The following is a 12,531-nucleotide window of genomic DNA, read 5'->3' on the forward strand; positions in this document are numbered from 1 at the left end:
GGTGCAGGCGATGCCGGTGAGGGCCAGGAAGTGCGGCTGGACGGATGACCAACGAGGCCCCCGAGCAACGTGATTGAGACATCAGACATCTCGACCAACAACCCCGGGGCCTCGCCCGTTGCGCTTTGTGGACCATCACCTGATCGACGGCCAGGTGGCCACCTCGAAGAACCTCAGTGCTCCGGGGCCTGCGTCAGCAGGTATGGATGTCCTGCCCGTTGACGTCCTTGGCTACGTCGTTGCCCTGGCCGCTCAGGTAGTACGCGGAGACGTAGTCCCGGCCGCCGGTGTCCATGTCGGTGTACAGCCACCAGTGGTTGTACGCGCTGCCGGAGCCCACCTGCGCGCCCCAGACCTTGCAGTACACGTAGTTGGTGCCCGCGTAGAGGGCGCCGCCGTGGTCGCGTCCGGAGGCGGTGGTGAAGGTCTTCACCCACACCTTGCCGCCGGCGTCGTCCCCGGAGGCGCACTCGGGAATGTCGTCGCCGTTCTCGTCCTTGGCGACGTCGTTGCCCTGGCCGCTGAGGTAGTACGCGGAGACGAAGTCCTTGCCGCCGGTGTCCATGTCGGTGGAGAGCCACCAGTGGTTGTAGGCGCTGTCGGAGCCGACCTTGTCGCCCCAGATCTTGCAGAAGACGTAGTTGCGCCCCGCGTTGAGAGTGCCCCCGTCGTTGAGCCCCTTGGCGGCGGCGAAGGTCCTGACCCAGACGTGTCCGCCGCTGCGGCCCGTGCCGGTGGTGGTGCCGTCGCAGGTCGGCAGGTCGTTGCCGTTCTCGTCCTCGGCGACGTCGTTGCCCTGGCCGCTGAGGTAGTACGCGGAGACGAAGTCCCGGCCGCCGGTGTCCATGTCGGTGTACAGCCACCAGTGGTTGTACGCGCTGCCCGAACCCACCTGGGTGCCCCACGCGCGGCAGAACACGTAGTTGCGCCCGGCGTACAGCTTTCCGCCGTGATCGCGTCCGGTGGCCGTGGCGAAGGTGTTCATCCAGAGCTTGTCGGAGCCGCCGCCCCCGCCACCACTGGCACCGCCGCCTCCCGAGCCCCCGCCGCCGTTCAGCGGCTGGCTCTTGGGCACGGGGCTGACGTAGCCGTCGATCGCCTCGGAGTTTCCGAACATCGTCCCCGGTGCGGAGCCGAGCGTGTCCTCACGGACCTTCGCGGTGTGCGCGTAGTGGGCTTCTTCGTTGCCCTCGGGGGCTGAGACGTTCTCCTCGCCGCCCACGTCACCACTGACGATGGTCACCGAACCGCCGTCGACCGCGACCACGACGGCCACGTGGTGGACCACACCCTGCGCGCCTCCGGCGATGTCGTGGAACAGGGCCGCGTCGCCGACCTGCGGCGCGGAGTGCTCACCGCCGTATCTGCCCCGCTGTTCCTTGAAGCTGCGGGCGCGGGGGTCGAGATACTCGGTGTGGAAGCCGGCCCGGTCCCACACCCACCTGGCGAAGTCGGAACACCAGTACTCCCCCCTTCCCTTGTTGCCGCGGCAACTCGTCAGATATCCGGGATCGCAGACCCGTCCCGGCTCCCCGAGGCTCTCGAAGCGGTGAGTCTGGCCGCGCGCGATGTCGGCGATGGTCTGGACGTCTCCCAGCACGATGTCCGCGTGGGCCGGCGGAGCCGGTGCGGCGAAGTAGAAGGCCAGGGTGAACAGGGCGGTCACTGCTATGCCCCACCTGCGCAGCGGCGGGCTGATGTGTGCGAAATGCATGGCGTCCTCTGTGGGGAGCGGAATCTCCGTCGCAGATTACGAACGCGCCACTTCCGCCGTCTTGAACGAATCCGATGCGCCGCTCGCGGCCCACCCGGACCGGCCCGGGGGCTTTGGCACCGCATCCAGGCAGCCGCACGGCCGGAGCCGGGAGAGGTACTCCGAAGGGGACATGCCGGTGAACTCCCGCATGTCGCGGTTGAAGTGGGACTGGTCGCTGTATCCGTGGTCGGCCGCGAGCTCGGGCCAGCGCGTCCGCTCCGCGTCGACGCACGTGAGCAGGTTCATCAGCCGCATCAGCCGTGCCACTGTCTTGGGCGGCAACCCCACCTGTCGCCGGAACACCCGCCCGAGGTGGTCACCGCTCCACCCCACGTCCGCCGCGAGCTCCGCGATCCGAACCCGCCCGGCGGAGCGGGAGAGCAACTGCCACGACCGTACGATCTCCGCACTGGGCCGCAGCCCTTCTGCGGAGCGGCGCAGGAGGAACGCGTCGAGCAGGGCGAACCGCTCCGAGTGACTGCGCGCGGCTCGGCACCGCTCGGCCAGCACGCGCCCCTGGGTCCCGAACACCTCGGCCAGGTCGACGACGTGCCCGGCCAGGTCGCTCGGCGGCACGTCGAGCAGCCGACAGGCGCCGAGCGGCGTAAGCCGCAGCCCGATCCAGGCCACCTGCACCGAGGACGTTTCGCCCCCGCCGTACCGGTAGAGGAAACCGGGTCCGGCCGCGTAGGCGGCAGGCAGGCCCGGCGGGAGCTCACCGAAGTTCAGGTTCAACGACACCGACAGACTCGCCGGCACCGCGATGACCTCGCCGGGGGAGAGGGTCTCCACTCCCGCGTGATAGGCGCCTTGAACCAGTTCTCGCAGCGCGGGGTGAGGCTGTGCGTACACATCCACCGACAGGTCCCCCCGACTTCGCCCGGTCAGCGACTTTAGGGTCGGGAGGATGAGCACGGGCGGCGGCGGACGGTCTTTTGCGGATACCTGGTCGATTCTTTGACCCGAACATGCCGAGTCGAGAGGTATGGCGCTCAGGGCGGCACGCCACGCCCAACCTTTCCGTTGGCCTGCGGCTGCCCGGGGCGGGTCCAGCGTGGGCTGATGTCCAGGTCGCGGCAGGTCTGACCCCACGTGGGCTTCGTCGCGCGGTCCCCCGCGGCCCCTTGAGAGCGCAGCCCGGCTCCGCCTGCCGCAGCTGCCCGACCACTTTTCGTTATCGGGCCCGCCCCCGCCCGTCTCCATGCCATGCATGTGACACGACAGATCAGCCGCCGGACCATGCTCAAGGCCACCGGTGCCGCCGCCGGAGCCGTCGGGATCGGGGCGGGCGTCGGCGTGGGCCCCGCTGCGGCCGCAGGTACGACCTACGCACACCCCGGACTGCTGCACACCGGTGCCGACCTCGCCCGTATGGCCGCCAAAGTGAAGGCCGGCGCCTCCCCCTACACCGCCGGGTACGCGAAGCTGACCGCCAACCGGCATGCGCAGAGCGACTGGACGCCCAATCCGCAGACCATCGTGTACCGGGGCTGGGAAGCGCGCCCCCCCAGCACGTGGCCGCAGAACTACGGGGCCCTCTACAACGACATCCACGCCGCGTACCAGAACGCCCTGCGCTACCACGTCAGTGGCGACAGCGCCCACGCCGACACCGCCGTCGCGATCCTCAACGCCTGGTCGGCGAAGCTGACGAAAGTCTCGGGCAGCGCCGACCGGTTCCTGGCCGCGGGGATATACGGCTACCAGGCCGCCAACGCGGCCGAACTCGTCCGCGACCACAAGGACTTCCAACTCGAGAGATTCCAGAAGATGCTGGTCGACGTCTTCTACTCGGTGAGTGAGGATTTCCTCGTCAACCACAACAACGGCACCGCCGCCCCTCACTACTGGCCCAACTGGGACCTGTGCAACATGGCCTGCGCGCTGGCCACGGGCATCTTCTGCGACGACCAGGACAAGGTCGAGCGGGCCGTCGAGTACTTCAAGCACGGCGCCGGCATGGGCTCGATCAAGCACGCCATCCCGGTCGTGTACGACGACGGGCTCGCCGAGTGGATGGAAGCCGGGCGCGACCAGGGGCACTCGCTGATGGGCGTCGGCCTGATGGGCACCGTCTGCGAGATGGCCTGGAACCAGGGCATCGACCTGTACGGCTACGACGACAACCGCTTCCTCAAGGGCGCTCAGTACGTGGCCAAGTGGAGCCTGGGCGGAAGCGTGCCGTACACGCCCTACGCCCAACTGGACCGTCGGCCGGGGATCCAGATGCCCACCAACGTCGCCCCCACCAGCCCGACGCAGGTGCGGCCGGTCTGGGCCATGATCGCCAACCACTACACCAAGCGGCGCGGGCTGTCCGCCACCTACCTCACGCAGATCGCCGCCAAGGCCGCGCCCGAGGGCGGCGGTGGGGACTACGGGCCCAACAGCGGCGGGTTCGACCAGCTCGGCTTCGGCACGCTGGCGTTCACGCGGGACAGGGCGGCGGACACCAAGGCCGCACCGAGGCCCGCCGCATCGGCCTCGGCCTCGGGCGCCGCCTCCGCCCCGCGGCCTCAGACGGCGGCCACCGCGTCCGCCTCGCCCGCCGCCGGTGGCGACCTCGCCGCCACCGGCTCCGATGACGCCATCGGTTGGGCTGCCGCCACGGGGATCACCGCCCTCGCGGGCGGACTGCTCCTGCTGCGGCGCCGTGACCGGGCCCGTCAGGGCGACGCTCGGTGACCCCAGGCCGTATCCCTTCGGCGTCCCAGGTCATAGCCCTACGCCACAGTCCTACGCCGTGGCCGGTCGTGACCTCCCCCGCCCCTCCGCCGCCGACCGGGCCTTCCCGGTCACCGTCGATGCCGCCGCCGTGAGCGGCTTCGCAATGTCTTCCAGGGAGCGGCGTTCCGCTCGTACCGCCAGGAACGCCGCGACCAGGCCCGCCGCGCACATCAGGGCCGCGCCGATCTGGAAGGCGAGGACCGTGTCGCCGACCTTGCCCGTGCCGGTGAGGTCGGCGAACAGCAGCGGGCCGCTGATGCCGCCGGCCGCGGTGCCGAGGGCGTAGAAGAAGGCGATGGCCATCGCGCGGGTCTCCATCGGGAAGACCTCGGAGACCGTCAGGTAGGCGCTGGACGCGCCGGCCGACGCGAAGAACAGGACCGCGCACCAGCAGGCCGTGAGCGTGCCCGCGTTCAGCGAGCCCCGGTCGAACAGCCATGCCGTGCCGAACAGCAGCAGGCCCGAGATCAGGTACGTCGACGAGATCATCACCCGGCGGCCGACCGTGTCGAAGAGCTTGCCGAGCAGCAGCGGACCGCAGAAGTTGCCGATCGCGATCACCGCGAAGTAGTAGCCGGTGTCGCCGGTCGGGACGTCGAAGAAAGTCGTCAGGATCGCGCCGAAGCCGAAGGTGATCGCGTTGTAGAGGAAGGCCTGGCCGATGAAGAGCGAGAAGCCGAGGACCGAGCGCCGGCGGTAGTCGGAGAACAGCGTGCGGGCGATCTCCACGAAGCTCACGCTGCGGCGCTGGTGGATCGTGATCTCGCCTTCGGGGCGCTCCAGCGGCTGTCCCTTCTCCGCCTCCACCCGTTCCTCGATCGATGTCACGATCTCTTCCGCCTCACGGTCCCTGCCGTGGATCAGCAGCCACCGTGGACTCTCCGGGACGTGCCGTCGTACGAGAAGGATCACGAACGCCAGGAGCGCGCCGAGGGCGAACGTCAGTCGCCAGCCCACGTTCTTCGGCAGGATGTCGGTGTTCAGCGCGACGATCGACAGCAGTGAGCCGCCCACCGCGCCGAGCCAGAAGCTGCCGTTGATGATCAGGTCGACGCGGCCGCGGTAGAACGCCGGGATGAGCTCGTCGATCGCCGAGTTGATCGCCGCGTACTCGCCGCCGATACCGAAGCCGGTCAGGAAGCGGAAGGCGAAGAACCACCAGCTCGAGTAGGAGACGGCGGTCAGTGCGGTGGCCGCGAGATACACGGCCAGGGTGATCATGAAGAGCTTCTTCCGGCCCCACTTGTCGGTCAGCCGACCCCAGAACAGGGCACCGGCACACGCTCCCGCCACATACAGGGCGGCCGCGATGCCGGTGACCTGGCCCGAGGAGATCGGCAGGCCGCTGCCGGACTCGGACAGCCGGCCGGCGATGTTGCCGACGACCGTGACCTCCAGGCCGTCGAGGATCCAGACGGTGCCGAGGCCGATGACGATCGTCCAGTGCCAGCGCGACCATGGGAGACGGTCGAGACGGGCGGGGATGTCGGTGGTCACGGTGTGGCCGGTGGCGGCCTCCGCGATGGTCATGGGCTCCCTCCTCACTGAGCGGAACCCCGGCCGGGTGCCCGTACGCCGCCCCCTTACGCCCCCAGCGCCCGCGACACCGTGTAGATCAACAGCCCCGCCAGCGAGCCCACCACCGTGCCGTTGATCCGGATGAACTGCAGGTCACGGCCGATGTGGGCCTCGATCTTGCGGGTGGTGTGCTCAGCGTCCCAGCCGGCCACCGTGTCGGTGATCAAGGAGGTGATCTCCTTGCGGTAGGTGGTGACCACGTACACAGCCGCGCCCTCCACCCAGCCGTCGACCTTCGCCTGCAGCTTGGGTTCCACGGCCATCCGCGCGCCCAGCGACAGCAGCGAGGCCCGCACGCGCAGCCGCAGCTCGCTGCGCTCGTCCTCCGCCGCCGACACGATCATCGACCGTACGGCGGTCCAGGCGGACGCGATCAGGTCCTGCACCTCTCCGCGGCCCAGCACCTCGCCCTTGAGGCGCTCCACACGCGCCCGGGTGTCCGTGTCGGACTGCAGGTCGGAGGCGAAGTCCGTCAGAAACCGGTCCAGCGCCCCCCGCGCCGGGTGGGTGGGCATGTCGCGCATCTCGGTGACGAAGCGGAGGAGTTCCTTGTAGACGCGCTCGCCGACCCTCTTGTCCACGAAACGGGGCGTCCAGCCGGGGGCGCCGCCCTGGACGGCCTCCATGATCTCGGTGTCGTGCCAGACCAGCCAGTCGTGCGCCCGTGTCACGATCAGGTCGACGACCCGTTTGTGGCCGCCGTCCGCGACGACCTTCTCCAGCATCTTCCCGATGCCGGGTGCGATCTCCTGGGCGTCCGCGCGCCGCGTGATCGCCTCGCCGACGACCGCCTGCACGTCCGAGTCGCGCAGCACCGTCAGCGCACCCCGCAGCGCCGCCGACAGCTCGGCCGTCACCCGGTCCGCGTGCTCGGGGTCGGCGAGCCACGCGCCCAGCCGGCTGCCGATGCCGACGGCGCGCAGCCGCTGTCGTACGACGTCCTGGGAGAGGAAGTTCTCGCCGACGAACTCGCCCAGGGACACCCCGAGCTGGTCCTTCTTGGTCGGGATGATCGCCGTGTGCGGGATCGGCAGACCCAGCGGGTGCCGGAAGAGGGCGGTGACCGCGAACCAGTCGGCGAGCGCGCCCACCATGCCCGCCTCGGAGGCCGCGGCGACATAGCCCGCCCAGGGGCCCGCCCCGGAGTTGTCCGCCCACATGGCGAGGACGTACACCAGCGCCACGAAGAGCAGCAGCCCGGCCGCGGTGAGCTTCATGCGCCGCACCCCTCGCTGCTTCTCCTCGTCGGCGGCACTGAACGTCGTCATCGCGCGGGCGGTGACACCCTTCTCCACCGGATTCGTGCGCTCCATACACTCCACCCGTTCGTGATCCCCTGCACATATTGTCCCTTCCTGACCGACTACTGGAACGGAACGAGAGTTCCCGGCGTCTGTCAGGAGGGGGAGGCTCTTCGTGAACTCCGGTGGCCCAAAGGGGGGTCCTGTTCGGCCACCCCTCACCCCATCCCGCATCATGGGGGTGATCACTTCGGAGCCTCGGGCTCCACTTGCCCGAGGAGACCCGCACCGCATGACCAAGCGTCACGGTTATGCCCTGCTTTCCGCGATCATCGCCGTGATCGTGGGCCTTTCAACCGCCATATACGTCGGGGTCGCAGCCGACGACGGCACCGCCGGCACCAACGCACTCGGCAGGGGAGGCGCCGCTCGCAACCCCGCCGCCCCCGCCTCGACCGGCATCTGGGTCGGCTCCTGGTCGGCCTCCCCGGCCGGCGCCGAGCCCGGCACCGAGACGTTCGGCATGGCGGGCCGCTCGGTCCGCAACGTCGTGCACACGAGCGTGGGCGGTACGAGTGCCCGTATCACCCTCTCCAACCTCTACGGCCAGACGGCGCTGACCGTCACGCACGCCTCGATCGCCGTGGCCGTCGCCTCCGACACCGCGGCGGCGTCCGCGGACACCATGCGGCGGCTGACCTTCGGCGGCAGCACCACGGTCGTCATCCCGGCCGGACAGCAGGTCCTCAGCGACGACGTCCGCATCGTGATCCCCGAGGGCAGCGACGTCCTGGTCACCACGTACTCCCCGAGCCCCTCGGGCCCGGTCACCTACCACCCGCGCGCACGTCAGATCTCCTACGTCGCCGAGGGCGACCTCACCGAGGACGTGACCGGCACCGGCTACACCGAGCAGACGCCGTTCTGGCGTTACCTCACCGCGCTGGACGTGCTGAGCAACGAGTCGGACGGCACCGTCGTCGCGTTCGGCGACTCCCTCACCGACGGCATAACGTCCACGCAGAACGCCAACCACCGCTGGACGGACGTCCTTTCGGAGCGGCTGCGCACGGCGATCAGGTCCGGCCAGGACCTGCCCCGCTACAGCGTCGTCAACCAGGGCATCAGCGGCAACCAGGTCCTCGCGAGCGGCCTGGGCCGCCCCGCCGACAACCAGAGCGGCCTGGGCCGCTTCTCCCGTGACGCCCTCGCCCGTACGAACGTCAAGGTCATCGTCATCGCCCTCGGCGTCAACGACATCCTGCGCAACCCCCGCCTCGCCGACCCGGACAAGATCCTCGACGGCCTGCGCACCCTGGTCCGCCAGGCCCACTCCCACGGCATCAAGGTCATCGGCGCCACCCTCATGCCCTTCCAGGGCCACCGCGGCTACACCCCGGCCCGCGAGGCGGTACGGGACCAGATCAACGCGGAGATCCGCTCGGGCCGCATCTACGACGCGGTCGTCGACTTCGACAAGGCCCTGCGCGACCCGTACAACCCGCGCCGCCTCCGCTCCGACTACGACTCGGGCGACCATCTCCACCCAACGGACAAGGGCTTCGCAAGGATGGCCCAGACCTTCGACCTGGATGAATTGAAGGGCTCGGCACCGGCACAGCTTTAGCGGGACCCTGCCTGCCCTAGCCTGCGGGCAATCGTGCCGCCGCCACCCCAACCCAACCGCCGGTTCAGTACTCCCCGTTCCGCCGCCGATCCCGCCGCTCCCGATGCCGCTCCCGCCGCTCCTCATGCATCTCCCGCCGCCACTCCCGATGCCCCTCCAGCATCCGGCGATGATCCGCAAACCCCTCCCCCAGCTGATGCGCGCCCCCGCGCTCCAGCTTCTCCTGCCGCCGCTCCTCCTTCAGCCGCCGCCGCTCCCCCCGCGTCAGCTTCCGCTCGATCCCGACCCCGCCCCAGAAGGCAAACCCGTTCACGATCACCCGCGGAGCGCCCGGCTCCCCCGGCACGCCTTCCTCGCTGTGGTCGAACCCGCCCATGATCCCGATGCCGCGCACCACGACCTCGACCCCCGGCGGCACGATGATGTTCATCCCGCCCATGATCGCAACGCAGTTGATCTCGACCTCGTGGTCCGCGAAGTTCGCCTCGCGCAGATCGATCTCCCCGCCGCCCCAGAAGGCGAAGCAGTTGAACACCTTCGGCACGGTCCAGCGCCCCTTGCGCTGGAATCCCGACATCACGGCGACGGCCCACGAGGACGACCCCTCGCCGCCGACGATCCGCCCCGCCCAACTCCCGCTCTGCACGGGCTCCTTGACCAGCGACACGGGAGGCGGCGGGGTGACCCCGGCGACCGGCAGATCACGGGTGATCGGCGTCAGTTCGCCGTACGTCCGCGCCTTGTAGGTTGCCTCCAGCCGCTCCTCGAACTCCTCCATGTCGAGACGCCCCTCCGCGAGGGCGTCCCGCAGGACCTCGGCGACTCGTTCACGATCGGCGTCGGATGCGCGAAGCTCCGGGACTGCGGCGTCGTCGGTCATACAAGGCAGCCTACGAGTTCGCCCGCCCCGCGGCTACGAGACCGCTTTCTCGGTGTGCCCCGGGGTCGAACCTGCATACATTTTGGCGATGACATCCTCGATGTCCGGCTCCCGCACCGACAGATCCGCCAGCGGATACTCCGCCGCGATCCGCGCCACCAGAGCCGCCGCCGACTCCCCCGCCGGAAACGCCAGCCACTGCCGCGGTCCCTCCACCCTCACCACCCGGGCGGGCGCCGCGTCGATCGGCGCCGTCTCCCGTTCCAGGTCCACCACCAGGGTGCGTTCGCTCTCCCCCACCTCGTGCAGACCCGCGAGCGCACCGTCGTACATGAGCCGCCCGTGGTCGATGACCATCACCCGCGAGCACAGCTGCTCGATGTCCTGGAGGTCGTGAGTCGTCAGGAGCACCGTGGTGCCCCGCTCGGTGTTCAACTCCCGCAGGAAGCCCCGCACCTTGGCCTTGGAGATGACGTCCAGACCGATCGTCGGCTCGTCGAGGTACAGCACCTCCGGATCGTGCAGCAGGGCCGCCGCGATGTCCCCGCGCATCCGCTGCCCGAGCGACAGCTGCCGTACCGGAACGTCCAACAGCTCGCCCAGTTCGAGGAGTTCGACACAGCGGTCGAGGTTCTCGCGGTAACGGGCGTCCGGGATCCGGTACATGCGGTGCATCAGCCTGTACGAGTCGATCAGCGGCAGGTCCCACCACAGCGTCGTACGCTGCCCGAACACCACCCCGATGCGGTGCGCGAGCCGTGTCCGCTCGCGCGAGGGGTCGATGCCCGCGACCCGCAGCCGGCCACCGGAAGGGGTCAGAATCCCCGTCAGCATCTTGATCGTCGTCGACTTCCCGGCGCCGTTCGGGCCGATGTAGCCGACCATCTCGCCGCGCGCCACCGTGAAGGAGATGCCGTCGACGGCGCGCACCTGCCGCCGCTCACGCTTGAGGAAGCCGGTCTTCTTGCGTACGTCGAAGACCTTCTCGACGCGGTCCAGTTCAATGAAGGCGTCCATCGTCACCCTGCAGACTCCCTTAACTCCCCGTACTCCGATACGACCTGAGCCCGGCCCGCCACGCCAGACCGGACAGCGCAAGGCACGCCGCCGCCACCAGGGGCGGCGCGAAGGCCACCCACTGCGGCAGCCCGAGCGGGATCGGCCGCCCCAGCACATAGGCAGCGGGCAGCCAGGTGACGAAGGCCAGCGGCAGCAGGAACGTGACCCCGCGCACCAGCTCCCTGCCGAACACCGTCGGCGGATACTGCAGCAGCGTCGCGCCGCCGTACGTGAACGCGTTCTGCACCTCGGAGGCGTCCTGCGCCACGAACTGGAAGGCCGCGCCCGCCACGAACACCGCGCAGAAGATCCCCGCACCGCTCAGCATCATCACCGGCATCAACACCACCTTCAGCGGCGTCCAGTCGATGTCGACGGCGGTCAGCGCATACCCGAGCACCAGCGCACCCTGCATGATCCGGCCCAGCCGGCGCAGCGCGAAACGGTCGGCCGCGACCTGCGCCAGCACCGGCGCCGGACGCACCAGCAGCGTGTCCAGCGTGCCGTCGCGCACCCGCCGCCCCAGCCGCTCCATCGAGCCGATCGCCAGATCCGCGAACCCGAAGGCGACACTCGACAGGCCGTACAGGAAGGCGACTTCGGGCAGCGGCCAGCCGCCCAGCACCTTCACCCGCGAGAACATCAGCAGGATCCCCACGAAGTCCAGCGCGGTCACCGCGAAGTTCGCGAACGTGGTCATCGCGAAGGACGCTCGGTACGCCATCGTGGAACGGATCCACATCCCGCCGATCAGGCGGTAGGCCCGCAGCCCGTCCACCACCCGGCCCGCCTCAGCCACCCTGAACGACCACCCTCCGCGTCGCCACCGACTGCAGCAGCCGCCCGGTCCCCAGCAGCACCACCGCCCACGCGCCCTGGAAGGCGAACGTCCCCCACGGATCGGCCTCCCCGAGCAGCACGTCCGCCGGCTTCTGCAGCAGCGCCGACCACGGCAACTCCCGTACGACATCGCCGAGCGCGCCCGGGAACACATTGAGCGGCAGCATCATCCCCGAGCAGAAGAACCCGGCGAGCATGGTCATGTGCGTCATGCCGGTGCCGTCCATCAGCCAGAACGTCAACAGCGCGATCAGGTACCGGATACCGAAACCGACCACCACGGCCAGCACCAGGGTCACCACGAACGCACCCCAGGTCGCCGGATCCCCCGGCAGCGCCACCGGGAAGAACAGCGCACCGAAGACGAACGGGATCACGCCCCGTCCGAGCAGTTGGAACAGCGCACGCCCCACATCGGCCGCCAGCCACCACAGTTGAAGATCGGCGGGCCGGTACAGGTCGATCGCGACGTCCCCCGTACGGATCCGTTCCATCAACTCGCCCTCGACCCCGCCGCCCCCGATCGCCATCGCCGCGAAGATCGCCTGCCCCAGCCACACATAGGTGACGGCCTGCGCCTGGTCGTACCCTCCGAGGTGCGGTTTCTCGTCCCACAGCGCCAGATACGTGTAGACGAGGATCAGCCCGAAGACGGTGTTGGTGAACACCCCTGCCGCAGTGGCTGCCCGATACGTCGCGTAACGTCTGAAACCGCCCGCCACGACGGCCGCGTACAACCGTCCCGAGCCCACGTCAGTCAACCTCCCGGACCGCCCGACACCGAAGCGCAGGAGCCTAGTCCGCAGGCAGTGACGTACGCCAC

Annotated in this window: 10 protein-coding genes and 1 pseudogene; 2 read left to right on the forward strand and 9 right to left on the reverse strand. The window is 69.6% G+C overall.

Annotated features, from left to right (window positions below):
* Nucleotides 1-193: 193 nt before the first annotated feature.
* The 3 genes and pseudogenes from EDD92_RS52430 to EDD92_RS18800 all read right to left on the reverse strand — a co-directional run.
* The gene (locus EDD92_RS52430; protein ID WP_123965414.1) at nt 194-1,714 is read right to left on the reverse strand and encodes a CHAP domain-containing protein; all 1,521 of its coding nucleotides are present in this window, start codon (nt 1,712-1,714) and stop codon (nt 194-196) included.
* A gap of 36 nt (nt 1,715-1,750) precedes the next feature.
* On the reverse strand, nt 1,751-2,548 hold the full coding sequence (locus tag EDD92_RS49885; protein ID WP_185124058.1) for an AraC family transcriptional regulator: 798 nt from the start codon (nt 2,546-2,548) through the stop codon (nt 1,751-1,753).
* A 215-nt stretch (nt 2,549-2,763) separates the two neighbouring features.
* Nucleotides 2,764-2,859, reverse strand: a pseudogene (locus EDD92_RS18800) (IS481 family transposase); the annotation flags it as partial.
* 103 nt (nt 2,860-2,962) lie between these two features.
* Between EDD92_RS18800 and EDD92_RS18805 the strand changes: the two are divergent.
* Complete coding sequence (locus EDD92_RS18805; RefSeq protein ID WP_260326595.1) at nt 2,963-4,441, forward strand: alginate lyase family protein; 1,479 nt, start codon at nt 2,963-2,965, stop codon at nt 4,439-4,441.
* A 51-nt stretch (nt 4,442-4,492) separates the two neighbouring features.
* Here the strand turns inward: EDD92_RS18805 and EDD92_RS18810 are convergent, their stop codons facing one another.
* Both EDD92_RS18810 and EDD92_RS18815 read right to left on the reverse strand, forming a co-directional pair.
* Nucleotides 4,493-6,013 carry an MFS transporter gene (locus EDD92_RS18810; protein WP_123965415.1) on the reverse strand — a complete coding sequence of 507 codons (1,521 nt, stop codon included), beginning with the start codon at nt 6,011-6,013 and terminating at the stop codon, nt 4,493-4,495.
* Nucleotides 6,014-6,066: 53 nt separating this feature from the next.
* Nucleotides 6,067-7,374 carry a DUF445 domain-containing protein gene (locus EDD92_RS18815; protein ID WP_260326596.1) on the reverse strand — a complete coding sequence of 436 codons (1,308 nt, stop codon included), beginning with the start codon at nt 7,372-7,374 and terminating at the stop codon, nt 6,067-6,069.
* Nucleotides 7,375-7,594: 220 nt separating this feature from the next.
* Between EDD92_RS18815 and EDD92_RS18820 the strand changes: the two genes are divergently transcribed.
* Nucleotides 7,595-8,929 carry an SGNH/GDSL hydrolase family protein gene (locus EDD92_RS18820; RefSeq protein WP_123965416.1) on the forward strand — a complete coding sequence of 445 codons (1,335 nt, stop codon included), beginning with the start codon at nt 7,595-7,597 and terminating at the stop codon, nt 8,927-8,929.
* 64 nt (nt 8,930-8,993) lie between these two features.
* On the opposite strand, the gene EDD92_RS18825 is transcribed toward EDD92_RS18820, so the two are convergent.
* The 4 genes from EDD92_RS18825 to EDD92_RS18840 are packed head-to-tail and all read right to left on the reverse strand — an operon-like array spanning nt 8,994 to nt 12,460.
* Entirely contained in the window at nt 8,994-9,809 is an 816-nt protein-coding gene (locus EDD92_RS18825) for a DUF1707 domain-containing protein (RefSeq protein WP_123965417.1), read from the reverse strand.
* 33 nt (nt 9,810-9,842) lie between these two features.
* Nucleotides 9,843-10,826, reverse strand: a complete 984-nt coding sequence (locus EDD92_RS18830; protein WP_185124059.1) for an ATP-binding cassette domain-containing protein — start codon at nt 10,824-10,826, stop codon at nt 9,843-9,845.
* Between the two features lie 19 nt (nt 10,827-10,845).
* On the reverse strand, nt 10,846-11,610 hold the full coding sequence (locus EDD92_RS18835; protein ID WP_185124422.1) for an ABC transporter permease: 765 nt from the start codon (nt 11,608-11,610) through the stop codon (nt 10,846-10,848).
* Nucleotides 11,611-11,659: 49 nt separating this feature from the next.
* The gene (locus EDD92_RS18840; RefSeq protein ID WP_185124060.1) at nt 11,660-12,460 is read right to left on the reverse strand and encodes an ABC-2 family transporter protein; all 801 of its coding nucleotides are present in this window, start codon (nt 12,458-12,460) and stop codon (nt 11,660-11,662) included.
* Between the last annotated feature and the right edge of the window lie 71 nt (nt 12,461-12,531).

It is taken from the genome of Streptomyces sp. TLI_185 (assembly GCF_003814765.1).
Classification (GTDB): Bacteria; Actinomycetota; Actinomycetes; order Streptomycetales; family Streptomycetaceae; genus Streptomyces.